Raw genomic sequence first — 23,563 nt, forward strand, 5'->3', positions numbered from 1 at the left:
GAGGGGCTTCAGCCGCGACAGCGCCCGCCCGAGCAAGGCAGCGCGTGGTGATGCTGGAAGAAGCCTGAAAAACTCGCCGCTGAAGCGCCTCCCACAGAACCTGACCAGCCCTTGTGGGAGGGGCTTCAGCCGCGACAGCGTCCGCCCGAGCAAGGCAGCACGTGGTGGTGCTGGAAGAAGCCTGAAAAACTCGCCGCGCAAGCGCCTCCCACGGGCCCTGACCAACCCTTGTGGGAGGGGCTTTAGCCGCGACAGCGTCCGCCCGAGCAAGGCAGCGCGTGGTGGTGCTGGAAGAAGCCTGAAAAGCTCGCCGCTGAAGCGCCTCCCACGGGCCCTGACCAACCCCGTAGCCCGGATGCAATCCGGGAAACCGACCACACGCCGTTCGCCGCACCAAACCTGTAGGAGCGGCTTCAGCCGCGAACCTGCCTGACGCGCACGCTCAAAGCTTCGCCCCGGGGCGAGGCTCCTACGCAAGGCTGCTTTGCTCGCCTTGCCGGATTGGCACTACCCCAACTTTCATCCACACCCCATAACAGCGCCGATCATGATCACAACTGGCGCTATCCCCTCCCGACAAGCTAGCATCACGCCACTAGCCCGCTCCCGGATTCACCCATGTCCCTGCGCCCCAAACGGCACACGCAAACCTCGTTGGTATTACTGCTCCTGTTCCTGCTCGGTAGCGGCTTTCTCACGACTTCGCTGCTGAGCTACTACGCCTCGCGCGACTCGATTCGCGACCACATCATCAACACCGAGCTGCCGCTGACCTCCGATACCGTCTATTCGGAAATCCAGAAGGACCTGGTGCGCCCCATCCTCATCTCCTCGATGATGGCCCGCGACACCTTCCTGCGTGACTGGGTGCTGGCCGGCGAACAGGACAACGGGCAGATGACCCGCTACCTGCGCGAAGTGCAGGAGCATTACGGCGCCTTCACCAGCTTCTTCGTCTCCGACAGGACCAGCACCTACTACCAGGCCAAGGGCGTACTCAAGCAGGTCAAGCCGGACGAGCCGCGTGACGTCTGGTACTACCGCGTGCGCGGCCTCGAGGAGCCCTACGAGATCAACGTCGACGTCGACATGGCCAACGCCGACCGCCTGACCATCTTCATCAACTACAAGGTGCTCGACTACGACGGCAGCTTCATTGGCGCCACCGGCGTCGGCCTGGCTGTCGATGCCGTGGTCAAGCTGATCGACGAATATCAGGCGCGCTACGAACGCAGCGTCTACTTCGTCGATACCACCGGGCGCATTACCCTCACCGGCGCCCAAGGCGGACCGATGGGCGCCCAGGTCGGCGATTCACTGGCCGACGTGCCCAGCCTCGAAGGCCTGATGGAAAAACTGCCCACGCCACAGAGTGGCCAGTTCGAATACCAGGAGCAGGGCCGCGAGCACTTCCTCAACGTTCGCTACATCCCCGAACTGGAGTGGTACCTGTTCGTCGACAAGCAGGACAAGGCCCTGGCCGGCATCCGTCAGGGGCTCTACATCAACCTGCTGTTGTGCCTGTTGGTCACCGCCATCGTGCTGACCCTGGTGAGCCTGGCGATTCGTCGCTACCAGCGGCGCATCGCCGCTCTGGCCACCACCGACAGCCTCACCGATCTGCCCAACCGCCGCGGCTTCGACATCCTCGCCGAACAGGCGCTGCAGGAGGCGCAGCGCGACAGCAGCCCGCTGTGCGCCGTGCTGCTGGACCTCGACAACTTCAAACTGATCAACGACGAGCACGGCCATCTCGCCGGCGACCAGGTGTTGCACGACTTCGCCCAGCAACTACGCGGCACGCTGCGCCAGGCCGACATTATCTGCCGCTGGGGTGGCGAGGAATTCATCCTGCTGCTGAAGAACACCGACCGCCAGGCCGCCCACGACCTGGCCGAGAAACTGCGCCATCAATGCGCCGAACAACGCCATGAAGTCGAAGGGCATAGCCTGCAGGTCACCGTCAGCCTGGGCCTCAGCCAGTGGCAAGCCGGCGAGAGCCTGCACACCCTGCTCGGCCGCACCGACCGCGCGTTGTACCGTGCCAAGCAGGCCGGGCGCGACCGCGTGTGCCTCGATCTCTGATGGACACTCAACACTGCCCGCTATGCGGCAAGAGCAACCAGTGCAGCGTCGCCGCCGGGCGTGACGAACCCTGCTGGTGCTTCGACGCGCAGATCGACCCGGCCGCGCTGCAGCGCCTGACGCCCGAGCAACGTGACCAAGCCTGTCTGTGCCCGGCCTGCGCTGGGGCGCTGAAAGCCACTGAGCCCCGCGAGCGCGATTGAGCCATGCGCCTGGATCGCTTCCTCAGCAACTTCCCTCGTTTCAGTCGCCAGGACAGTCGCCTGCTGATCAGCGCCGGTCGCCTGCGTGTGGACGGCGCGGTCGTCCACGACCCACGCCATGAGGTCCGCGACTTCCAGCGCGTCGAACTGGACGACGAACTGCTGCAAGCCGGACGTAGCGCGCGCTACTGGATGCTGCACAAACCGGTCGGCGTGGTCAGCGCCACCGAGCACGACGAGCACCGTACCGTGCTCGATCTGCTCGACGAGCCGGACAAGCACGACCTGCACCTGGCCGGGCGCCTCGACCTGAACACCAGCGGCCTGCTGCTGATCACCAACGACGGGCGCTGGTCGCGGCGCATCACCCAGCCGCAGCAGCGCAAGCCCAAGGTCTACCACGTCACCACCGAGCAGCCGATCACCGCCGAGTACGCCGAGGTCTTCGCCCAGGGCCTGTACTTCGCCTTCGAAGACCTCACCACCCTGCCCGCCCAGCTCGACGTACTGAGCAGCCACGAAGCCCGGCTGACCCTGTTCGAAGGCCGCTACCACCAGGTCAAGCGCATGTTCGGCCACTTCCGCAATCGCGTCGTCGCCCTGCACCGCGAAAGCATGGGCGAAATCATCCTCGACCCACAGCTCGCCCCCGGCCAATACCGCGCACTGACCGATGCGGAAATCGCCAGCGTTTGATCGTCATCCTGCCCCAGAATCTGACTACCCGACCAACGGCAGCACCAATCGGCTACAAAGATGTGACTCACCCTTGCGTGGCTGCAAGGTAACTGCTTGAATCGAACCATAAGTCTTGAGATGACCAACCAGTCACTACGAGACAGCTATACGTTCTTTCAGTTGCTGGCGCCCTGCGCCGACTGGATTCCTGCCTGGTAACACCGCTCTCTCCACGGCCTTGAAAGAGGTCTGGAGCGCTCGCCTGTTTCGATCCTAACTGCTTGAAATTCCTATATTTATAAAAATCTCCAGCCTGACATCATGCTGTCACGCTCAGGCGCTTTTCTGACTGCTCAATCAAATGCGAACGGCCACCCGCTCGCCTTGACACACTTGCGCCAGGAGGAAACGACATGAGGCCAGAAACCGCAGTCGTCGAGATCAACAGGAAGCACAAGGTACACACGGAGTTCTACGGCAATCCGGCAGCAAGCAAGACCATCATCCTGGTCAATGGCTCTCTGGCGACCACCGCCTCGTTCGCGCAAACGATCAAATATCTGCAGCCGCAGTTCAACGTAGTGGCCTTCGACCTGCCCTATGCCGGCCAGTCGAAGCCTTACAACAGCGACTTCACGCCCATCAGCAAGGAAGACGAAGCGGCGATCCTGCTGCACCTGATCGACCACTATGGTGCCAACTACCTGATGTCCTTCTCCTGGGGCGGTGTCGCCTCCATGCTCGCCCTGGCCCAACGCCCGGCGACGCTGGAGAAGGCCGCCATCTGCTCCTTCTCGCCGATCCTCAACGTGCCGATGCTCGACTACCTGCACAAGGGCCTGCGTTTCCTCGGTTCGGTAGATCGCGACAACATCGCCCTGCTGGTCAACAGCACCATCGGCAAGCACCTGCCGTCGCTGTTCAAGCGCTTCAACCACAAACACATCAGCACCCTGGATGAGCACGAATACCGGCAGATGTACGCGCATATCAAGCAGGTGCTGAGCATGGAAGCGAACTGCGGCAAGGAATGCCTGCAGGCCATCGACATCCCGCTGATATTCGTCAACGGCGACCGTGACGAATACACCTCAGTCGAAGACGCCTGCCTGTTCGCCCAGCACATCGACCACGCCCAGTTCGCCGTGATCGACGATGCCGGTCACTTCCTCGACATGGAACACAAGGCCGCCTGGCTGCAAAGCCAACGCGTACTGCTGGACTTCTTCAACGCCCCCAGCAAACGCCTGCAACTGCCGACGCGCGGCGAACTGCAGGAACTGCAGGCCATGGCGGTATGAACCGGCCCAGAGGCGAACCGGCTGCACGACAAGCGCCGGTTCACCCTTCATTTCCCCGCCGAGTTCCGGTATAAAGGCACCCGCTGCGGGTGTCGTATAATGGTAATACCCTAGCTTCCCAAGCTAGAGCCGTGGGTTCGATTCCCATCACCCGCTCCAGACAGCCAAGAAAAAGCCCCGTCATCACTGACGGGGCTTTTTCGTTTCTGGCGTTTGAAGGGCTTGACCGCAAGGGTTTGAGCCGGGAAAGATGGCGCTTTGCGATCAAATAGAAAAGGCGCTAGGCGGGAAAATAAATCTGTCCCCTTATTCAAAATAAATCTGCCCCCTTTCTCCCGGTTTGCCCGCTACCATGCCTTATCAGCCTCAAGCTCTGCAATTTTAGCTACAGTTTTTTTATAAATATCTTCAAGCCCCACAGCTAGATCTTGAATATCATAGTACTCCCCCCTGAATCCGAATATATTTGTTGCCGGATCAAAGTGATGAAGAATGTCTGAGTCCTGAATAGCATTACCACCTATAGCCGCTCGGGGACCAAAAAGGCGATGTACAATATTTCTATATTTACTGTTTTCTGCCCAATCATCTAGTCGCTCATCGAAGTGCTCAAAGTGGTCGCGCAGAGAGCGATTTTGAACAGCATGACCATTTTGAAGCTGAAGCATATCCCTAAGAGCCTGGCCTCTACGAAGAGCCCGCTTACTACTTTGCTTATTCCTTCCACCGGGAGGCCAAAATATACGAGAAACGGCAGAGGCATGATGAATCAGATCAAGAGCGTACTGGAAAAAATCGCCTTCTAGCTCTCCTTGAATTATTGCATTCATTATCCCTATCGAATAAAAACATCTTTCGCACTCCTGCTTAGATTGGGCTAAATATATTTGAGCTAAAAATTTGTCCATATTTCACCTTGCATGCCGAAAGTTATGAGATGAACAGAGATAACAGCCCGACATGTAGATCCTAATAGCAAATAGAAAGAGAGCGGATTTATTCACTGATGACTGATACGCAGAAAGACCACCCCGAATCTAAGCCAAGCCAGCCCGGCCTACGACGAAGATAGCCGAAGAAGCCTTGGGAAAAGGGGACAGATTTATTTATGGCGCAGCGCAATCAGCCTGAAAATAAATCTGTCCCCTTTTCGAGGAGATTGCATGCGCTATCTGCGATTGTTTTATTTCTATATCGAAGCCGGACTCTAACTCTAGAATAAAGATTGGTTCTGGCGCGAGAGACACAAGAGAAACTAACGAACCTTTATTGCCCGCATGGGTGCCGCTTAAGACAAGTACAAAATCATCATGCTCAAAGTTCACACCTGTAATTGGCTCACGATTAAGAAATGCTTGAATGATCTGCACAGACATAACAGGCTCCTGCCGTTCGCAATAAATATTGGCGCAGTCCTCACTCTATATAACTAACCTACTGACTACCTCCTAGATGCCAAAGCTGACCTTCACGTATGACTTGGCAGTGATAACAACCACTTTCCTTACCATCGATGTTATACCACTCATGAGAGCCTCCGGCTTGCTCGCAATCGGAGCCTTTAGCGGCAATACCCCAATCAATTAACATCCAGGGCAGATAACCTCTCAGCCACGTTCTAAAACGATATGGCCCACCCGAATACTGAGGCATTAGCGCGTTTCCCTTATTACGCAGAAAAGGGGACACATTTATTTTCTCCGCCAAGCAATTGAAAAAGCAAAAAGGGCATATCATTTATCGTCTAGACAAGGAATAAAAACTCATCATTCAACCTAGCAAATCACGCCATTTATCGTAGCAAACTCAAAATACGCCACATCTCAGAACCCCCGATAAATGCAAGAACAATAAAAATACAAACACAGAAAAAACCAACAATAACAGGAATAAACTTCAGATAGCTATTTCCCTCTGGAAACCTACCAAAGGTCAAAACTCTTAGAACCCAAATCCCTATACGATAAAAAACACGCTAAAAATAAAATCTATAACAAAATCCACATACCACCCCGCTCTTTTATTTGCATTCAACCAAATACCGCAATACACACAAAAAGAAGAGACCCCAAAACAACCAATTTCAAAACAAAATAAACACCTTAACCAACCAATGCCTTTATATTATGTACGGACTTTGTTCTCCATCGACATAAATCTGCATACATTCAAATTTATCTGAATCATCCCGAAGATGAATTTCAATACCATTTTCCAGATGGATAACCACTTCTCTTTCATCCAACATTTGGCATGCAACTACGTTAACGTTCATAACTTCAAAAAACTGCTGTGATGGCCAAGCACCCGACTGCCAACCCCCAATGACCTCGCCGCACCGAACAAGATAAATATCTGACTGAATCGCAAAATGGTATTCTCCAAAGCGAAATTGAATGTCGAACTGACCAACCAATACTTGCGTTGTGAACTCACCAACAATCCCTGATAGGTCTAAATCTTGGGGTATGCGGTACATGAATGCCTAAGCCTGAAAAAATTGCCGTCGCAAAAACGACAAGCTGATGCTCGGAAGCTAGCCATAGCTGCCAATCATGTCTAGCCGCTGTGTCGAAAAAGTGTCGAAGACACTGCAAGAGATAGCGGGAAAATGCCGCCGTGGGCAGGCTGCAAGGCTAGGAAAGCCGAGAATTGCGGATCACAGCAAGGCGCCGGAAAGGGTTCGATTCCGGCCATCGATAACAGTATCCTCGCGTTAGCGGCTTCACCCCGCGAAAAGGAATTCACTAATGAACAACCACAAGTTCTTCACCAAACGCAGCATCCAGCTGTGCCGCGTGGTCCTGCTGGCATTCACTCTCTACAGCGGCTCCCTGTTTACGCTTTATCTGTGGCGTGGCGAGTTTTCGGAAGCACTGAGCCATCTCGCCACCACGATGTTGCTCCTGTTTTTCTGGTCGCTGGAGCCTCTGGCGAAGCGCGTACAACAATCCAGCGCTTCGGCAAAACAGCAGTGAGCTTTCGATGCCATTGCTGGCTCTCCCTCTTCGTGTAATCCCACTACCTGAATGAGCGCTGCACTCAGCAGCGCGCCACCCATTTCCCCGGAACTTCTGCCCCTCAACGCCACCAGAACCCTATATGTCTTTTTCTGGAGGCCCCCGGCGATGGAACAGTGGAATATCTGGCTTGAACGCGATGTCTGGCTCAACGTGGCGATTGTCCTGGTCGCCACGGCGCTGATCTACAGCGTGCTGCGTACTCTGGTGAACACCCTGCACAAGCGCCTGAAGGCCGGATCGGCGGATCGGGAGCGCAGTTGGTCACACTTCATCGCCATGGTCATCGGCCGCACTAGCCGCCTATTGCTGCTGGCGTTTTCCCTGCTGTTGGCGTTGCGTCTGGCGGACTTGCCGCTCGCCTGGCAAAGCGCGCTGAGCCATACCTGGTTCGTCGCCCTGGCCCTGCAGGTAGCGCTGTGGGTCGATACCGGCGTGCGCCTGTGGTCGCGCAGCCTGGTGATGGGCAAGAACGGTGGCAGTTACAACCCGGTGATGACCACCATCATCAGCATCATGATTCTGATCGTGGTGTGGTCGGTGATGCTGCTGTCGATCCTGGCCAACCTGGGGGTGGATATCACCGCGCTGGTGGCCAGCCTCGGTGTCGGCGGTATCGCCGTGGCGCTGGCGGTGCAGACGGTGCTCAGCGATGTGTTCGCCTCGCTGTCGATTGGCGTCGACAAGCCGTTCGAGATCGGTGACTTCGTGGTGTTCGGCGAGGTGGCCGGGACCATCGAGCATATCGGTCTGAAGACCACGCGCATTCGCAGCCTCAGCGGTGAGCAGGTGGTGTGCGCCAACGCCGACCTGCTGCGCCAGGTCGTGCACAACTACAAGCGCATGGACACGCGCCGTATCGTCTTCAAGTTCGGCATCAACTACGACACGCCCAGCGACAAGGTGCGCCAGGTATCGGAGAAGGTCGGCGATATCATCCGCGCCACGCCCAAGACCCGCTTCGACCGCGCGCATTTTCTCGGTTTCGATGAAAGCCAGCTGACCTTCGAGGTGGTCTATATCGTGCTGACCTCGGACTACAACCAGTACATGGACACTCAGCAGGAGATCAACCTGGAGTTGCTCGATGCCCTGCGCGAGCTGGATGTGCGCTTCGCCCTGCCCCGCCGCGATCTGCGCCTGGTGGGCGAGAGGATGCCGGTGCTCAAGGTCGCAGGCCTGCCGCAACCGGCCCAGAGCGAAGGCAACGACTCGGATCAGCGCTTGCCGAGGTTCAGCTGATTGCAAGGGCGGGAGGTCGCCAGTGCTGCTTGCAGGCTGACGGACTGAGCAGCAGTCCATGTACCAACCAGCCCGCAATAAAGGCCTCTAGCCATCACGCAAGCATTTGAAAAACCTGAAATTTCTGTCTTCACATCGACAGCGGTGACGGCTACTCTGCCGCCCCATGATTCGACGCCTACTGCCCCTGCTCTGCTGTTTCACAGCCCTTTCCCTGCACGCCGCACCCGCCACTTTCGCCGAGGCCAAGCGCCTGGCCTGGCCGCTGTATGAGCAGCAATCCACCGAGTTCTATTGCGGCTGCAAGTACAGCGGCAATCGGGTCGATCTGCGCTCCTGTGGTTACACGCCACGCAAGAACGCCAATCGCGCCCAGCGCATCGAGTGGGAACATATCGTCCCGGCCTGGGTGATCGGCCATCAGCGCCAGTGCTGGCAGAAAGGCGGGCGCAAGCACTGCGCGGCCAACGATGCGCAGTTTCGCAAGGCCGAGGCCGACCTGCACAACCTGGTGCCGAGCATCGGCGAGGTGAATGGCGACCGCAGCAACTACGCCTTCGCCTGGCTGCCGCAGAAGCCGCATCAATATGGCAAGTGCGAAACGGTGGTGGACTTCAAGGCGCGCAAGGTGATGCCGCGCCCGGCCATTCGCGGGATGATCGCGCGCACCTATTTCTACATGTCCGACCGTTACAAGCTGCGCCTGTCGAAGCAGGACCGGCAGCTCTACGAAGCCTGGAGCAAGGCCTACCCGGCCAAGGCCTGGGAGCGGCAGCGCAACCAGCAGGTGGCCTGCGTGATGGGTTGGGGCAACCCCTATGTGGGCAAGGTGGATATGAGCCGCTGTGCGCGCAAGCGTGCGTAGGGCGCGACACACCAGTGCGTAGGGCGGACTCAGGAGCGAAGCGAACAGTCCGCCGAGCCATGCCGAGTCCGGCACTACAACCCACGCCCATTACGCCCCCCAACGGCGTACTGCTTCGCGACGACTGCATGGATGCAGGAGGTAGAGCGACGCAGGAAGCCAAAGCCGAGTACGCCCTACTCGCTGCGGGCGCAAGCGCGCTTGAGTCGCAGGATACCAAGGGTCGCGGCTGAAGCCCCTCCCACAGATGCGGGAGACTTGTGGGAGGGGCTTCAGCCGCGACAGCTTTGGCATGTTCCAAACAGTCCCCGGATTGCATCCGGGCTACGCCAACCGCTGCAACTCGCGGCGCACCATGTTGGCGAACTCCGGTGGGCTGAGCTGGTACAGCTCCTGCGCCACCCAGGGCAGCCAGCGCCCTTGCAGCTCGCTCCTGCGCGCCAGCAGGCGCTGCGCCTCGGCTTCGGCGCGGGCCTGGTGCTCGCGGTGGTAGTCGGCGCGGCTCGGTTTTTCTGTACTCACGCGGTTGTCCTTTTCCTCATATCGAGCAGAGCAGGCATAATCGCCGCCTGTTCGCCCATTTCGACCGTCATCAATGCGCATCCACGTCAGCTTCATCGACCGCGTCGGTATCACCCAGGAAGTCCTGGCGCTGCTGGGCGGGCGCAATCTGAACCTCGATGCGGTGGAGATGGTACCGCCAAACGTCTATATCGACGCACCGACGCTGAGCGCCGCCGTGCTCGAGGAGCTGCGCGGCGCGTTGCTGCAGGTGCATGGCGTGCAGAGCGTCGAGGTGGTGGACATTCTGCCCGGCCAGCGCAGACGCCTGCAGCTCGATGCGCTGCTGGCGGCCATGCCCGACCCGGTGCTGGCGGTGGATGACCGCGCCACTGTGCTGCTGGCCAACCCGGCGCTGGTGGATATCTGTGGCCGCACGCCCGAAGGCCTGAGCATCGCCGCGCTGTTCGCCGATGATGCGCTGCAGCAATCGCTGCTCGCCGCCGGTTTTCATCAGCCGCTGCGCGAAGTGCATTTCGCCGGCCAGCCGCTGCTGCTCGACGCCCAGCCGATCACCGAAGACGGTCGCCTGACCGGCGGCTTGCTCACCCTTTATGCACCGAGCCGCATGGGCCAGCGTCTGGCCGCGCTGCATCATGATCATGCCGAGGGCTTCGACTCGCTGCTTGGCGAGTCCGCGCCGATCCGCGCGCTCAAGGCCCGCGCGCTGCGTGTGGCATCGCTCGATGCGCCGCTGCTGATCCACGGCGAAACCGGTACCGGCAAAGAGCTGGTGGCGCGCGCCTGCCATACCGTCAGCGTGCGCCGTACCGCACCGTTCCTGGCGCTGAACTGTGCCGCCCTGCCGGAGAATCTGGCCGAGAGCGAGCTGTTCGGCTACGCCCCCGGCGCCTTTACCGGTGCTCAGCGTGGCGGCAAGCCGGGGCTACTGGAGCTGGCCAACCAGGGCACGGTGTTCCTCGACGAGATCGGCGAGATGTCGCCCTATCTGCAGGCCAAGCTGCTGCGTTTTCTCAGCGACGGCAGCTTCCGCCGCGTCGGTGGCGACCGCGAGGTGAAGGTGGACGTGCGCATCCTCAGCGCCACCCACCGTGATCTGGAAAAGATGGTCGCCGAAGGCAGCTTCCGCGAAGACCTGTTCTACCGCCTCAACGTGCTCAACCTGGAAGTGCCGCCGCTGCGCGAGCGTGGCCAGGACATCCTGCTGCTGGCCCAACACTTCATGGCCCAGGCTTGCGCGCAGATCCAGCGCCTGCCCTGCCGCCTGGCACCGGCGACCTTCCCGGCGCTGCTGGCGGGGCGCTGGCCGGGCAACGTGCGCCAGTTGCAGAACGTGATCTTCCGCGCCGCCGCGATCTGCGACAGCAACTGGGTGGAGATGGACGACCTGGATATCGCCGGCACCGAAGTGGCGCCGAAGGTGCAAGGGGAAGTCGCCAGCCTGGAGCAGGCCATGGACGAGTACGAGAAGGCGCTGCTGGAAAAGCTCTACGACAGCCACCCGTCCAGCCGCCAGTTGGCCACCCGCCTCGGCACCTCGCACACCGCCATCGCCAAGCGCCTGCGCAAGTACGGGATTCCGGGCAAGCACTGACGCACTCGCCCAATAGGGTGGGTTAGGCGCCTGTCTTGAATACGAAAAATCCCACAGGGTCCGATGCGCCGTAACCCACCATCGGCGCAACGCGGAAGACCGCCCGGTGGGTTACGCGGCGCACCATTACCGAGCTCGAGCGGTTTCAGCCGGCCAACGTATCGATATCATTCCACCGTAACGATTCAGCAACAAACGAGCGAAAGCCGCGCCCTGTCTGCTGCGACTTCGACTTTTCCATTTGCGACGCCTGAATTCGTAGCGATATCGTTCCAGAGGACTGTATACAAGCCCTTAAAATATTATTAAGACCTTGATTTTATTGAATATTTTTACTTTGGCACCGGCATTGCAAACGCTTCCGCAACCTGCCCGCCACCTAGAAGCGGACACCATTACCCCCTGAGGATTTGACATGAGCGAGTTGCGTTTCACCGCCGATCACGAATGGCTGCGTCTGGACAACGATGGTCTGGTTACCGTCGGCATCACCCATTACGCCCAGGACGCGCTCGGCGACGTGGTGTATGTGCAACTGCCGGAAGCCAAGTCCTACGCCCAGGGCGAGGAAGTAGCGGTGCTGGAGTCGGTCAAGGCCGCCAGCAACATCGTCATGCCGCTGGACGGTGAGATCGTCGAAATCAACGCCGACCTGGAAGGCAGCCCGGAGCTGGTCAACGAGTCGCCGCTGGACAAGGCCTGGTTCTTCCGCATGCGCCTGGCCGACAACGCCGTGCTGGCCGACCTGCTGGACAAGGCCGGCTATGATCGTCTGTTGAACGCCAACGCCGACGCCTGAGTGACCGCCATGACCAAGCTCGATACCCAGAACGAATTCATCGCCCGCCACATCGGCCCGCGCGATGCCGACACCGCCGCCATGCTCGAACTGCTCGGCTATGACTCGGTCGACGCGCTGACCGGTGCCGTGATTCCCGAGAGCATCAAGGGCACCAGCATCCTCGGCGAGCAGCCAGGCCTCTCGGAAGCCGACGCCCTGGCCAAGATCAAGGCCATCGCCGCCAAGAACCTGCAGTTCAAGAACTTCATCGGCCAGGGTTACTACGGCACCCACACGCCGAGCCCGATCCTGCGCAACCTGCTGGAAAACCCGGCCTGGTACACCGCCTACACCCCGTACCAGCCGGAGATTTCCCAGGGCCGACTGGAAGCGCTGCTGAACTTCCAGACCCTGATCAGCGACCTCACCGGCATGCAGATCGCCAACGCATCGCTGCTCGACGAAGCCACCGCTGCCGCCGAGGCCATGACCTTCTGCAAGCGTCTGTCGAAGAACAAGGCTGCCAACACCTTCTTCGTTTCCCAGCACTGCCACCCGCAGACCCTCGACGTGCTGCGCACCCGTGCCGAGCCGCTGGGCATCGACATCGAAGTCGGCGACGAAGCCGCCATCACTGACGCCAGCGCCTACTTCGGCGCGCTGCTGCAGTACCCGGCGAGCAACGGTGACATCTTCGATTACCGCGCGCTGGTCGAGCGCTTCCACGCCGCCAATGCCCTGGTGGCCGTCGCCGCCGACCTGCTGGCCCTGACCCTGCTCACCCCGCCGGGCGAATTCGGCGCCGACGTCGCCCTGGGCAGCGCCCAGCGCTTCGGTGTTCCGCTGGGCTTCGGTGGCCCACACGCCGCCTACTTCGCCACCCGCGACGCGTTCAAGCGCGACATGCCGGGCCGCCTGGTCGGCATGTCGGTGGACCGTTTCGGCAAGCCGGCCCTGCGCCTGGCCATGCAGACCCGCGAGCAGCACATCCGCCGCGAGAAGGCCACCAGTAACATCTGTACCGCTCAGGTGCTGCTGGCCAACATCGCCAGCATGTACGCCGTGTACCACGGCCCGAAAGGCCTGACCGAGATCGCGCAGCGCATCCACAGCTTCACCGCCATTCTCGCCCTGGGCCTGACCAAGCTGGGCCACAGCGTCGAGCAGCAGCACTTCTTCGACACCCTGAGCATCAAGACCGGCGCCAAGACCGCCGAACTGCATGCCAAGGCCCGTGCTGCCGGCATCAACCTGCGCGAGATCGACGCCGAGCGTCTGGGTCTGTCGCTGGACGAAACCACCGACCAGGCCGCCGTCGAGGCGCTGCTGAACCTCTTCGCCGCTGACCAGGCTGCCCCTGCCGTCAGCGACCTGGCCGCGCAGATCGCCAGCCGCCTGCCGCAGAACCTGCTGCGTCAGTCGCCGATCCTCAGCCACGAAGTGTTCAACCGCTACCACAGCGAAACCGAGCTGATGCGCTACCTGCGCAAGCTGGCTGACAAGGACCTGGCCCTGGATCGCAGCATGATCCCGCTGGGCTCCTGCACCATGAAGCTCAACGCCGCCAGCGAGATGATCCCGGTCACCTGGCCGGAATTCGGCAACCTGCACCCGTTCGCTCCGGTCGAGCAGGCCGCAGGTTACACCCAGCTGACCACTGAGCTAGAAGCCATGCTCTGCGCCGCCACCGGCTACGACGCCGTGTCGCTGCAGCCCAACGCCGGTTCCCAGGGCGAATACGCAGGTCTGCTGGCCATCCGCGCCTACCACCTTAGCCGTGGCGACGATCAGCGCGACATCTGCCTGATCCCGCAATCGGCCCACGGCACCAACCCGGCGACCGCCTCCATGGCCGGTATGCGCGTGGTAGTGACCGCCTGTGATGCACGCGGCAACGTCGACATCGCCGATCTGAAGGCCAAGGCCGAAGAGCACAAGGATCGCCTGGCCGCGATCATGATCACCTACCCGTCCACCCACGGTGTGTTCGAGGAAGGTATTCGCGAGATCTGCCAGATCATCCACGACAACGGCGGCCAGGTTTACATCGACGGCGCCAACATGAACGCCATGGTCGGTCTGTGCGCCCCGGGTCAGTTTGGTGGCGACGTGTCGCACCTCAACCTGCACAAGACCTTCTGTATCCCGCACGGCGGTGGCGGCCCGGGCGTCGGCCCGATCGGCGTCAAGTCGCACCTGGCGCCGTTCCTGCCGGGCCATGCGCACATGGCACGCAAGATCGGGGCGGTCAGCGCCGCACCGTTCGGCAGCGCCAGCATCCTGCCGATCACCTGGATGTACATCACCATGATGGGCGGCAACGGCCTCAAGCGCGCGTCGCAGATGGCCATTCTCAACGCCAACTACATCGCCCGTCGTCTGGAAGAGCACTACCCGGTGCTTTACTCCGGCGAAGGCGGCCTGGTGGCGCACGAGTGCATCCTCGACATCCGTCCGCTCAAGGACAGCAGCGGCATCAGCGTCGACGACGTGGCCAAGCGCCTGATCGACTTCGGCTTCCATGCTCCGACCATGTCTTTCCCGGTTGCCGGCACCCTGATGATCGAGCCGACCGAGAGCGAGTCCAAGGAAGAGCTGGATCGCTTCTGCGACGCCATGATCGCCATCCGCGAAGAAATCCGCGCGGTCGAGCAAGGCCGTCTGGACAAGGACGACAACCCGCTGAAGAACGCCCCGCACACCGCCCTGGAACTGGTTGGCGAATGGCACCACGCCTACAGCCGCGAGCAGGCCGTGTACCCGCTGGCGACGCTGATCGAGGCCAAGTACTGGCCGCCGGTTGGCCGCGTGGACAACGTCTACGGCGACCGCAACCTGGTCTGCGCCTGCCCGTCCATCGAGGCGTATCAGGACGCGTAAGCGCCAGCCCGTAGCCCGGATGAAATCCGGGAGCTCTCAACAGCTTCCCCGGATTGCATCCGGGCTACATCCACCCCGATTCCTTTCGGCTCCCCTCACCGGGGCGGGCCGACTGCATCCCGAGAAAAACGATAAAGAGGGCCTCACCATGTTCAGCAAGCACGACCAACTGCAAGGCTATGACGATGCCCTGCTTGCGGCGATCCAGGCCGAAGAACAGCGCCAGGAAGACCATATCGAGCTGATCGCATCGGAAAACTACTGCAGCCAGCGCGTGATGCAGGCGCAAGGCAGTGGCCTGACCAACAAGTACGCCGAAGGCTATCCGGGCAAGCGCTACTACGGTGGCTGCGAGCATGTGGACAAGGTCGAGGCGCTGGCCATCGAGCGCGCCAAGCAGCTGTTCGGCGCCGACTACGCCAACGTCCAGCCGCACTCCGGCTCCTCGGCCAACAGCGCCGTGTACCTCGCACTGCTGAACGCGGGCGACACCATCCTAGGCATGAGCCTGGCCCATGGCGGCCACCTGACCCACGGCGCCAAGGTGTCGTCCTCGGGCAAGCTTTACAACGCCGTGCAGTACGGCATCGACGAGAACGGCCTGATCGATTACGACGAGGTCGAGCGCCTGGCCATCGAGCACAAGCCGAAGATGATCGTCGCCGGTTTCTCGGCTTACTCGCGCGTGCTGGACTTCCCCCGTTTCCGCGCCATTGCCGATAAGGTCGGGGCGCTGCTGTTCGTCGACATGGCCCATGTCGCTGGTCTGGTCGCGGCCGGTCTGTACCCCAACCCGGTGCCGTTCGCCGATGTGGTCACCACCACCACGCACAAGACCCTGCGCGGTCCGCGTGGCGGCCTGATCCTCGCGCGCAAGAACGAAGAGATCGAGAAGAAGCTCAACTCCGCCGTGTTCCCCGGCGCCCAGGGCGGCCCGCTGATGCATGTGATCGCGGCCAAGGCTGTGTGCTTCAAGGAAGCGCTGGAGCCGGGCTTCAAGACCTACCAGCAGCAGGTGATCGACAACGCCCGCGCCATGGCGGCAGTGTTCGTCGAGCGCGGCTATGACGTGGTCTCCGGCGGCACCGACAACCACCTGATGCTGATCAGCCTGGTCAAGCAGGGCCTGACCGGCAAGGCGGCTGACGCAGCTCTTGGCGATGCCCACATCACCGTCAACAAGAACGCCGTGCCGAACGACCCGCAGTCGCCGTTCGTTACCTCCGGCATCCGTATCGGCACTCCGGCGGTGACCACTCGCGGCTTCAAGGAAGGCGAATGCCGCACCTTGGCTGGCTGGATCTGCGACATCCTCGACGACCTGGAAAACCCGGCCGTGATCGAGCGCGTGCGCGGCCAGGTCGCAGACCTGTGCGCCACCTTCCCGGTCTACGCTGACTGATACCCGACTGACCACGGGCCGCGCGGCGGCCCCAACCGGTGCGCGCGGCGCACCCAACAGGAAATCGACATGACCACTGAAACTCTCGCCAAGACTCCGCTGCACGCCCTGCACCTCGAACTCGGCGCGCGCATGGTGCCCTTCGCCGGCTATGACATGCCCGTGCAGTACCCGCTGGGCGTGATGAAGGAGCACCTGCACACCCGCGACGCCGCCGGCCTGTTCGACGTCTCGCACATGGGCCAGATCCTGCTGCGTGGCGAGCACGCTGCGCGCGCTCTGGAAACCCTGGTGCCGGTGGACATCATCGACCTGCCGGTGGGCATGCAGCGTTACGCCATGTTCACCGATGCTCAGGGCGGCATCCTCGACGACCTGATGGTCGCCAACCTGGGCGACGACACCCTGTACGTGGTGGTCAACGCCGCCTGCAAGGATCAGGACCTGGCCCACCTGAAGAAACACATCGGCGAGCAGTGCCAGATCGAGTGCCTGTTCGAAGAACGCGCCCTGCTCGCCCTGCAAGGCCCGAAAGCGGTCGACGTGCTGGCCCGCCTGGCGCCGGAAGTGAGCAAGATGACCTTCATGCAGGTTGCCCGTGTGCGCCTGCTGGGCAGCGAGTGCATCGTCAGCCGCAGCGGCTACACCGGCGAAGACGGTTTCGAGATTTCCGTCGCCGTCGATCAGGCCGAAGCCCTGGCGCGCAGCCTGCTGGCCGAAGTGGAAGTCGAGGCCATCGGCCTGGGGGCGCGTGACTCGCTGCGCCTGGAAGCCGGCCTGTGCCTGTACGGCCACGACATGAGCAGCGCCACCACGCCGATCGAAGCCAGCCTGCTGTGGGCCATGTCCAAGGTGCGCCGTGCCGATGGCGAGCGTGCCGGCAACTTCCCGGGCGCCGAGCGCGTGTTCGAGCAACAGCAGAAAGGCGTGGCGCGCAAGCGTGTCGGCCTGCTGCCGCAGGAGCGTGTACCGGTGCGTGAAGGCGCGGAAATCGTCGATGCCGACGGCACCGTGATCGGCCAGGTGTGCAGCGGCGGCTTCGGCCCGACCCTCGGCGCGCCGGTGGCCATGGGTTACGTCAACGCCAGCCACACCGCCATCGACAGCGACGTCTGGGCCGTGGTGCGCGGCAAGCGCGTGGCGATGAAAGTCGCCAAGACCCCGTTCGTGCCGCAGCGCTACTACCGCGGCTGATTCACTCACTTTCCCGCTCATGGGAAAGGACAATGGCGTAGGGCCGGTGAAACCCGCCACATAGTCCTGGCGGGTTGCACCCGCCCTACAGGTCACTGCTTAGTAGCCCGGATGAAATCCGGGGATGCCCTCAAAAGCTCCCGGATTGCATCCGGGCTACGGCGTTTCTATCCTCTGATCCGCTCATAGGGCACCCGCTCGCGTCCGGCACGCAGTTCGTAGGGCCGGTGAAACCCGCCACATAGCCCTGGCGGGTTGTACCCGCCCTACGGATGACGGCTCCGTAGCCCGGATGCAATCCGGGGAGGCCCTCAAAAGCTCCAGGATTGCATCCGGGCTACGTCGTTTCTACCCTCTGATCCGCTCATAGGGCACCCGCTCGCGTCCGGCACGCAGTTCGTAGGGCCGGTGAACCCCGCCACATAGCCCTGGCGGGTTGTACCCGCCCTACGGATGACGGCTCCGTAGCCCGGATGAAATCCGGGGATGCCCTCAAAAGCTCCCGGATTGCATCCGGGCTACGGCGTTTCTACCCCCTGATCCGCTCATAGGGCACCCGCTCGCGCCCGGCGCGTAGTGTCTGTGCCCACCAGTTCAGTTGCACCAGCGTATGCGCCAACGCCGAGTTGGCCCGTCGTGGTTCACTCAGTTGGCCCTGGTCATCGAACTGTTCCCAGGCATTGGTGAAGCTCACCGAGCCACGCACCGTCATCGCGTGCAGCTCTGCCAGCACCTGGCGCAGTTGCTCCACCGCGCGCAACCCGCCGGACACCCCGCCATAACTGACGAATCCCACCGGCCGCGCCTCCCAGGACGCCGGCACCTCGTCGATGAACTGCTTGAGCGCCGCCGGATAGCCGTGGTTGTACTCCGGTGTGACGATCAGAAAGGCATCGGCACGCAGCAACTGCTGCAGCGATTGATGCCGGCGTTCAGCAAGCGCCTGCGCCTCGCCAGGCTGGCGAAACATCACGGCCGGATCGACCAGGCTCAGCTCGAATTCGCTGCGCTGCTCGATCTGCTCACGCGCCCAGGCCACCACCTGGTCGCAGAAGCGCTCTTCACGCACGCTGCCGTAAATCAGTACCAGTCGAATGCGGTCCTGCATGGAATTGCCCTCGGTGTTGTCTATCAAGGCCAGCGAGGGTAAAACCTCAACTTAACTTGAGGTCAACAGGAATTTCTCATGGACATGCACCGCGCTTTTCACGAGCGTCCGTTGAGCGTCGGCCAGGTAGCCGAGCGCAGCGGCGTGACGGTTTCCACACTGCATTTCTACGAAGCCAAGGGTTTGATCCACAGCCAACGCAATGCCGGTAATCAGCGACGTTATCGGCGCGATGTGCTGCGCCGCGTAGCGCTCATCAAGGTGGCGCAGCGCCTGGGTATTCCCCTGGCAGATATCGGTTTGGCGCTGAGCACGCTGCCTTGCGACCACATCCCCACGGCTGCGGACTGGCAGCGACTGTCAGCGCAGTGGCAGCACGACCTGGACGCACGCATCGAGCAAATGACGCGGCTACGCGACCAGCTCACCGGCTGTATCGGTTGCGGTTGTCTGTCGATGCAGGACTGCCCACTGCGCAACCCCAGCGACGAACTCGGTGAACAGGGCGCAGGGGCACGTCTGCTGGAGACGGATTAATCGTCCAGGCAGTTGCGCCTGTTGCTGAACACCTCGCGGCAAATGTCGCGCACGTCCAGGGAGATCGCCGGCACCTGCGGCAGGCGCTCGACCAGTGCGCGCACGATACGTCGCGACAGCGCCCGCTTGTCGTCATCGCTGCGCCCGGCCAGCACGTAGAAGATCAGGTGCACGAACAACCCCGGCTCGCCACCCACGCAGTGGTGCTCGTACAGGCTCAGGCGCACCTTGACCTCGCCGGGCTGGAACAGCCCCGCCTCAGCTGCCTGGTCATGCACCAGCTGCACCAGCTCCTGCGGTGCAATCAGCTCACTCACCTCGCGGGCGGCTTCGATCAGGCAATGCGGCATGGATAAACCCTAGACGTAAGTGAATTTGTCATACGTTATCACACAACAAATTCGATACCAGATGGTTTACCGGCTCTGCACGGAACCGCGCTGAAAGCCCATGGCATCGTCAATAGCAGCGCTATACGGGGAAAACCTCCTCAGACTTTCGTCTAGCCATACGTTGACAAGCAATAAAAAGGCTGTCGATAATCCAGCAAGTTGTATGACGACATATAACAACGATAACAACAAGAATCAGGGCCATGACATGACTATCCTCGCCTCTCCCTCAGCGCAGCAGCCCCTCGCCTGCTCGGCACCCATCGCCGCCACACGCCATAGAACCGGATTCGCCGGAGGCTGACGTCAGCCACCAGCAATGACCGGCCGCGTTCGGCCGGGCTATCGCCCTCTACGGGGCAAACACAACATTCCCATCATGCAGGTCCTGATGCAGACCGGCAGGGGATGGTTCGTTCAAAAACTGGGAGCACAACAACAATGACCGCACGCAACATCATTCCATTGGCCCTGCTCGGCAGCACGGCTCTGGCCCTGGTTATGCCGACCACCACGCACGCTGCCGGCTTCGTCGAAGACGCCAAGGTCACCCTCGGCCTGCGCAACTACTACTTCAACCGTAACTACCTGAACGGTACCGATCCGGTGATCCGTGGCGAGCGCCAGGGCCAGGCCGAAGGCTGGACGCAGAACTTCATCCTCGATGCCCGCTCCGGTTTCACTCAGGGCACTGTCGGCTTTGGCCTCGATGTGCTCGGTCTGTACAGCATCAAGCTGGACGGCAACCGTGGCGCCGCCAACACCCAACTGATGCCGATCCACGATGATGGCCAGGCCGCCGACCAGTTCGGCCGCACCGCCGTAGCTGCCAAGGCCAAGATTTCCAAGACCGAACTGAAGGTCGGCGAATGGTTCGCCGTGCTGCCGATCCTGCGTGCTGACGACGGTCGTTCGCTGCCGCAAACCTTCCAGGGTGCCCAGCTGACCTCCAGCGAGATCGATGGCCTGACCCTGTACGGCGGCCAGTTCTGGAAGAACAGCCAGCGCAACGATGCCAGCCGTGAAGACATGTCGTTCAACGGCGTAGAAGGCGATGACTTCAACTTCGGTGGTGGTGAGTTCCGTTTCAACGGCAACAACACCATGGTCGGCGCCTGGCACGCTCGCCTGGAAGACGTTTATCAGCAGAGCTTCCTGCAGTTGACCCACAGCCAGCCTGTCGGTGACTGGGTACTGGGCGCCAACCTCGGCTACTTCAACGGCAAGGACGAAGGCGCGGCCAAGGCCGGCGACCTGGACAACAAGGTGTATCAAGGTGCTCTGTCGGCCAAGAGAGGCAACAACACCTTCCAGGTCACCTACCAGCGACTGAGCGGTGACACCAAGTTCCTGCGTATCGACGGCGCCAGTGGCGGCTCGCTGGTCAACGACGGTTTCCTGTCGGCGTTCGACAGCCCCGAGGAGCGTTCCTGGCAGTTGCGTCATGACTACAACTTCGCCGGCCTCGGCATCCCGGGCCTGACCCTGATGAACCGCTACACCAGCGGCTCCAATATCCATGCCGGCGGCCGTACCGATGCCGAAGAATGGAGTCGTGAAACCGAACTGGCCTACACCATTCAGGAAGGCACCCTGAAGAACCTGAACGTTCGCTGGCGTAACTCCGACGTCCGCCGTGACGTTGGCCAGGATCTGCACGAGAACCGTCTGATCATCAACTACCCGCTGTCGATTCTGTAATACCGGACGCATCACTGCGTCCTATTGACTCCTGTGTGTTAACGGCACTTTATGCCCGTCCTCGTGACGGGCTTTTTTTACCTGGAAAATGGCTGCCTCTCCCCGACCGCACAGGCAGCTTGCCTTGGGAAAACGTAGGGTGGATGTCGCTCTTTACATCCACCAGAGCGGTGGATCGGTGAAGCGTGATCCACCCTACCTGTCATGCGCATCGATGATGCGGAACACATGGCACCCTACCTCAAGGTCGCGACCATCTGCGCCAGCACGGTCAACACATCCTGCCCCAGCTTCTGCGAGCGTGCGCCATTCCAGGCGGTGCGCGGCTGTGGGCTGTCGTCGTGGTCCTTGAACGGCATCTCGATGGTGAACGACAGGCAATCGAAGGCCTGGCCCACGGCGTTGCAGGCCAGGGTCAGGTTGGCCTTGCCCGGCTCGTCACGCGGATAACCGAAACGGGTCTGGAACTCGGCGCCAATACCAACCAGGCGGCTACGGAACTCCTCTTCCAGCGCAGCCAGCCGTGGGGTATAGCCCGGATTACCCTCGCAACCGGCGGTGAACACGTGAGGGATTTCTTCGTCGCCATGAATATCGAGGAACAGATCGACGCCGATGCGCTGCATGTGCTGCAGCACGAACAACACCTCGGGGCTACGCTCGGAGCTGGCTGACTGCCAGGCGCGATTGAGGTCCTGCCCGGCATGGTTGGTACGCAGATGACCGCGATAGGCACCGTCCGGGTTCATGTTCGGCACCAGATAGAACTCGGCCTCGGCCAACAGCGCGGCGATCTCGGCATCCTGTGGATCCTGTAAACGCTCGATCAGCCCCTCCATGAACCACTCGGCCATATGCTCACCCGGATGCTGCTGGGCGATGATCCACAGTTTGCGCGCAGCGCCAGCCTGGCAACCGATACGCAGCAACTGGATATCACGGCCTTCCAGACTTCTGCCGCTGGCCACCAGCTCGGCGCCGCGCTCCAGCGCGTTGGCAATCAGGCGTTCATGCCGCGCTCGCGGGTAGGGCTCGAAATAGGCGAACCAGATGCCCTCGTGCTCGGCCTGCAACTCGAAGTGCAGTTGACCATCCTGATAACGGGTGGGCACGCGAAACCAGTCCTGCTGATCGTAACTGGCCACAGCCTGGTAACCGTCCCAGGCACGGTTGTAGGCCGACTGCCCGGCATTGGTCAGACAAAATCCATAACGCTGGCCAGGTTGCAGATCATCGACCTGAAAGTGAAACCACTGGAAATGATGGCTGTTGAGGTCCGGCCGCATGGCCAGCAGTACGCGCTGCGGGTCACTGGCGTCGATGACCTGAATGTTGCCACTGTCGAAATCCGCGCTGATCTTCATGACTACCTCGTAAGCGAAATCAGCGCTCAGGATTGCAGTTCAGGACGCGAGTGTGAAGTCGACACTGCACAGACGGATCAGAGCGAACTAAGGTGAGCGAGGCAGGCCTAATAGCGACTTGCCCTGTTTCTTGCCTACGGAGTCACTGCCATGCCCAGCCCGATCAGCCCGCTTCACGCCATCACCGCCCTGCTCGCCCTCGCGCTGCTGGCGGGCTGCGCCGGGCGGGAAGCCGACTCCGTCGCACCGGAAAAACAGCCGCACGTCGAACAGCCCGTCACCCAGACCGAGCAGGATCAGCTGCGCCAACAAGCCCAACGCGGTGATCTGGAAAGCCAGTTCCAGCTCGGTAGCAGCTACTTCGTCGGTCAGCCGGAGAAGAACCTCAAGCAGGCCGAATATTGGTGGAAGCAGGCCGCAGACAAGGGCCACGCCATGGCTGCGGTCAGCCTGGCCTACCTCTATACCGGGCGTGACGCCCCTGAGTTCGCCAACCAGCGTGACATGCTCAAGTACCTCAACCAGTCAGCCGCTGCGGGCAACCCGATGGCGCAGCATGTGCTGGGCAATCTCTACCGTCGCGGCGAAGGTGGCGTATCGCGCGATCCCGACCAGGCCCAGCGCCTGTACCAGAGCGCCTGCCAGCAGAACTACGAGCCGTCCTGCATGGCGCTGGGCCAGCAGTGACGAAGGT

General features: G+C 61.2%; 22 protein-coding genes and 1 tRNA gene. 16 read left to right on the plus strand and 7 right to left on the minus strand.

Annotated features, from left to right (window positions below):
- Positions 1–618: 618 nt before the first annotated feature.
- From INS93_RS15240 to INS93_RS15260, 5 genes are all read left to right on the plus strand, one after another.
- On the plus strand, positions 619–2,085 hold the full coding sequence (locus INS93_RS15240; protein ID WP_192983516.1) for a sensor domain-containing diguanylate cyclase: 1,467 nt from the start codon (positions 619–621) through the stop codon (positions 2,083–2,085).
- Complete coding sequence (locus tag INS93_RS15245) at positions 2,085–2,288, plus strand: cysteine-rich CWC family protein (protein WP_160020593.1); 204 nt, start codon at positions 2,085–2,087, stop codon at positions 2,286–2,288. Before INS93_RS15240 ends, INS93_RS15245 begins: the two co-directional genes overlap by 1 nt.
- A gap of 3 nt (positions 2,289–2,291) precedes the next feature.
- The gene (locus INS93_RS15250) at positions 2,292–2,984 is read left to right on the plus strand and encodes a pseudouridine synthase (RefSeq protein WP_192983519.1); all 693 of its coding nucleotides are present in this window, start codon (positions 2,292–2,294) and stop codon (positions 2,982–2,984) included.
- A 395-nt stretch (positions 2,985–3,379) separates the two neighbouring features.
- On the plus strand, positions 3,380–4,267 hold the full coding sequence (locus INS93_RS15255; protein WP_192983522.1) for an alpha/beta fold hydrolase: 888 nt from the start codon (positions 3,380–3,382) through the stop codon (positions 4,265–4,267).
- Positions 4,268–4,352: 85 nt separating this feature from the next.
- A tRNA-Gly gene (locus INS93_RS15260) sits at positions 4,353–4,426 on the plus strand.
- Between the two features lie 188 nt (positions 4,427–4,614).
- Here INS93_RS15260 and INS93_RS15265 read toward each other — a convergent pair.
- The 3 genes from INS93_RS15265 to INS93_RS15275 all read right to left on the minus strand — a co-directional run bounded on the left by INS93_RS15265 (position 4,615) and on the right by INS93_RS15275 (position 6,746).
- Complete coding sequence (locus INS93_RS15265; protein WP_192983525.1) at positions 4,615–5,175, minus strand: hypothetical protein; 561 nt, start codon at positions 5,173–5,175, stop codon at positions 4,615–4,617.
- Between the two features lie 198 nt (positions 5,176–5,373).
- Positions 5,374–5,643 (minus strand): hypothetical protein, encoded by a 270-nt coding sequence (locus INS93_RS15270; protein WP_192983527.1) that lies wholly within the window; start codon positions 5,641–5,643, stop codon positions 5,374–5,376.
- Positions 5,644–6,386: 743 nt separating this feature from the next.
- The gene (locus INS93_RS15275) at positions 6,387–6,746 is read right to left on the minus strand and encodes a hypothetical protein (RefSeq protein ID WP_192983530.1); all 360 of its coding nucleotides are present in this window, start codon (positions 6,744–6,746) and stop codon (positions 6,387–6,389) included.
- A gap of 271 nt (positions 6,747–7,017) precedes the next feature.
- Between INS93_RS15275 and INS93_RS15280 the strand changes: the two genes are divergently transcribed.
- The 3 genes from INS93_RS15280 (at position 7,018) to INS93_RS15290 (ending at position 9,394) form a co-directional block, all read left to right on the plus strand.
- Entirely contained in the window at positions 7,018–7,245 is a 228-nt protein-coding gene (locus INS93_RS15280) for a hypothetical protein (RefSeq protein ID WP_192983532.1), read from the plus strand.
- Between the two features lie 150 nt (positions 7,246–7,395).
- Positions 7,396–8,529, plus strand: coding sequence for a mechanosensitive ion channel family protein (locus tag INS93_RS15285; protein ID WP_192983534.1), 1,134 nt, complete (start codon positions 7,396–7,398; stop codon positions 8,527–8,529).
- A 166-nt stretch (positions 8,530–8,695) separates the two neighbouring features.
- Positions 8,696–9,394, plus strand: coding sequence for an endonuclease (locus tag INS93_RS15290; protein ID WP_192983536.1), 699 nt, complete (start codon positions 8,696–8,698; stop codon positions 9,392–9,394).
- A 324-nt stretch (positions 9,395–9,718) separates the two neighbouring features.
- Here the strand turns inward: INS93_RS15290 and INS93_RS15295 are convergent, their stop codons facing one another.
- Positions 9,719–9,916, minus strand: a complete 198-nt coding sequence (locus tag INS93_RS15295; protein WP_192983538.1) for a hypothetical protein — start codon at positions 9,914–9,916, stop codon at positions 9,719–9,721.
- Between the two features lie 73 nt (positions 9,917–9,989).
- Between INS93_RS15295 and INS93_RS15300 the strand changes: the two genes are divergently transcribed.
- The 5 genes from INS93_RS15300 (at position 9,990) to gcvT (ending at position 17,767) form a co-directional block, all read left to right on the plus strand.
- Positions 9,990–11,510, plus strand: coding sequence for a sigma-54-dependent transcriptional regulator (locus INS93_RS15300; RefSeq protein WP_192983540.1), 1,521 nt, complete (start codon positions 9,990–9,992; stop codon positions 11,508–11,510).
- A gap of 415 nt (positions 11,511–11,925) precedes the next feature.
- Positions 11,926–12,309: a glycine cleavage system protein GcvH gene (gcvH, locus tag INS93_RS15305; RefSeq protein ID WP_017361715.1), complete on the plus strand. Its 384-nt coding sequence runs from the start codon at positions 11,926–11,928 to the stop codon at positions 12,307–12,309.
- A 9-nt stretch (positions 12,310–12,318) separates the two neighbouring features.
- Positions 12,319–15,171 carry an aminomethyl-transferring glycine dehydrogenase gene (gcvP, locus tag INS93_RS15310; RefSeq protein ID WP_192983542.1) on the plus strand — a complete coding sequence of 951 codons (2,853 nt, stop codon included), beginning with the start codon at positions 12,319–12,321 and terminating at the stop codon, positions 15,169–15,171.
- Between the two features lie 148 nt (positions 15,172–15,319).
- Complete coding sequence (glyA, locus tag INS93_RS15315; protein WP_192983545.1) at positions 15,320–16,573, plus strand: serine hydroxymethyltransferase; 1,254 nt, start codon at positions 15,320–15,322, stop codon at positions 16,571–16,573.
- 69 nt (positions 16,574–16,642) lie between these two features.
- The gene (gene gcvT / locus INS93_RS15320; RefSeq protein ID WP_192983547.1) at positions 16,643–17,767 is read left to right on the plus strand and encodes a glycine cleavage system aminomethyltransferase GcvT; all 1,125 of its coding nucleotides are present in this window, start codon (positions 16,643–16,645) and stop codon (positions 17,765–17,767) included.
- Positions 17,768–18,296: 529 nt separating this feature from the next.
- Here gcvT and INS93_RS15325 read toward each other — a convergent pair.
- A complete protein-coding gene (locus INS93_RS15325) occupies positions 18,297–18,875 on the minus strand; it encodes an NADPH-dependent FMN reductase (RefSeq protein WP_192983550.1) in 579 nt (192 codons plus the stop codon).
- A gap of 84 nt (positions 18,876–18,959) precedes the next feature.
- On the opposite strand from INS93_RS15325, the gene soxR reads away from it, so the two are divergent.
- Positions 18,960–19,412: a redox-sensitive transcriptional activator SoxR gene (gene soxR, locus INS93_RS15330; protein ID WP_420707313.1), complete on the plus strand. Its 453-nt coding sequence runs from the start codon at positions 18,960–18,962 to the stop codon at positions 19,410–19,412.
- Here the strand turns inward: soxR and INS93_RS15335 are convergent.
- Positions 19,409–19,762, minus strand: coding sequence for a 5-carboxymethyl-2-hydroxymuconate Delta-isomerase (locus tag INS93_RS15335; RefSeq protein WP_192983554.1), 354 nt, complete (start codon positions 19,760–19,762; stop codon positions 19,409–19,411). The genes soxR and INS93_RS15335 overlap by 4 nt on opposite strands.
- A 483-nt stretch (positions 19,763–20,245) precedes the next feature.
- Between INS93_RS15335 and INS93_RS15340 the strand changes: the two genes are divergently transcribed.
- A complete protein-coding gene (locus INS93_RS15340) occupies positions 20,246–21,505 on the plus strand; it encodes an OprD family porin (protein ID WP_192983556.1) in 1,260 nt (419 codons plus the stop codon).
- A gap of 236 nt (positions 21,506–21,741) precedes the next feature.
- Here the strand turns inward: INS93_RS15340 and INS93_RS15345 are convergent, their stop codons facing one another.
- A complete protein-coding gene (locus tag INS93_RS15345) occupies positions 21,742–22,869 on the minus strand; it encodes a M14 family metallopeptidase (RefSeq protein ID WP_192983559.1) in 1,128 nt (375 codons plus the stop codon).
- A gap of 150 nt (positions 22,870–23,019) precedes the next feature.
- On the opposite strand from INS93_RS15345, the gene INS93_RS15350 reads away from it, so the two are divergent.
- Positions 23,020–23,556 carry a tetratricopeptide repeat protein gene (locus tag INS93_RS15350; RefSeq protein ID WP_192983561.1) on the plus strand — a complete coding sequence of 179 codons (537 nt, stop codon included), beginning with the start codon at positions 23,020–23,022 and terminating at the stop codon, positions 23,554–23,556.
- Positions 23,557–23,563: the final 7 nt, after the last annotated feature.

Origin of the sequence: Pseudomonas sp. EggHat1 (assembly GCF_014892995.1) — a bacterium.
Taxonomy (GTDB): domain Bacteria; phylum Pseudomonadota; class Gammaproteobacteria; order Pseudomonadales; family Pseudomonadaceae; genus Aquipseudomonas; species Aquipseudomonas chaetocerotis.

Coding starts and splice junctions, on each gene's coding strand:
- INS93_RS15240 (WP_192983516.1), top strand. CDS start 619: ATGTCCCTGCGCCCCAAACGGCACACGCAAACCTCGTTGGTATTACTG.
- INS93_RS15245 (WP_160020593.1), top strand. CDS start 2,085: ATGGACACTCAACACTGCCCGCTATGCGGCAAGAGCAACCAGTGCAGC.
- INS93_RS15250 (WP_192983519.1), top strand. CDS start 2,292: ATGCGCCTGGATCGCTTCCTCAGCAACTTCCCTCGTTTCAGTCGCCAG.
- INS93_RS15255 (WP_192983522.1), top strand. CDS start 3,380: ATGAGGCCAGAAACCGCAGTCGTCGAGATCAACAGGAAGCACAAGGTA.
- INS93_RS15265 (WP_192983525.1), bottom strand. CDS start 5,175: ATGGACAAATTTTTAGCTCAAATATATTTAGCCCAATCTAAGCAGGAG.
- INS93_RS15270 (WP_192983527.1), bottom strand. CDS start 5,643: ATGTCTGTGCAGATCATTCAAGCATTTCTTAATCGTGAGCCAATTACA.
- INS93_RS15275 (WP_192983530.1), bottom strand. CDS start 6,746: ATGTACCGCATACCCCAAGATTTAGACCTATCAGGGATTGTTGGTGAG.
- INS93_RS15280 (WP_192983532.1), top strand. CDS start 7,018: ATGAACAACCACAAGTTCTTCACCAAACGCAGCATCCAGCTGTGCCGC.
- INS93_RS15285 (WP_192983534.1), top strand. CDS start 7,396: ATGGAACAGTGGAATATCTGGCTTGAACGCGATGTCTGGCTCAACGTG.
- INS93_RS15290 (WP_192983536.1), top strand. CDS start 8,696: ATGATTCGACGCCTACTGCCCCTGCTCTGCTGTTTCACAGCCCTTTCC.
- INS93_RS15300 (WP_192983540.1), top strand. CDS start 9,990: ATGCGCATCCACGTCAGCTTCATCGACCGCGTCGGTATCACCCAGGAA.
- gcvH (WP_017361715.1), top strand. CDS start 11,926: ATGAGCGAGTTGCGTTTCACCGCCGATCACGAATGGCTGCGTCTGGAC.
- gcvP (WP_192983542.1), top strand. CDS start 12,319: ATGACCAAGCTCGATACCCAGAACGAATTCATCGCCCGCCACATCGGC.
- glyA (WP_192983545.1), top strand. CDS start 15,320: ATGTTCAGCAAGCACGACCAACTGCAAGGCTATGACGATGCCCTGCTT.
- gcvT (WP_192983547.1), top strand. CDS start 16,643: ATGACCACTGAAACTCTCGCCAAGACTCCGCTGCACGCCCTGCACCTC.
- INS93_RS15325 (WP_192983550.1), bottom strand. CDS start 18,875: ATGCAGGACCGCATTCGACTGGTACTGATTTACGGCAGCGTGCGTGAA.
- soxR (WP_420707313.1), top strand. CDS start 18,960: ATGCACCGCGCTTTTCACGAGCGTCCGTTGAGCGTCGGCCAGGTAGCC.
- INS93_RS15335 (WP_192983554.1), bottom strand. CDS start 19,762: ATGCCGCATTGCCTGATCGAAGCCGCCCGCGAGGTGAGTGAGCTGATT.
- INS93_RS15340 (WP_192983556.1), top strand. CDS start 20,246: ATGACCGCACGCAACATCATTCCATTGGCCCTGCTCGGCAGCACGGCT.
- INS93_RS15345 (WP_192983559.1), bottom strand. CDS start 22,869: ATGAAGATCAGCGCGGATTTCGACAGTGGCAACATTCAGGTCATCGAC.
- INS93_RS15350 (WP_192983561.1), top strand. CDS start 23,020: ATGCCCAGCCCGATCAGCCCGCTTCACGCCATCACCGCCCTGCTCGCC.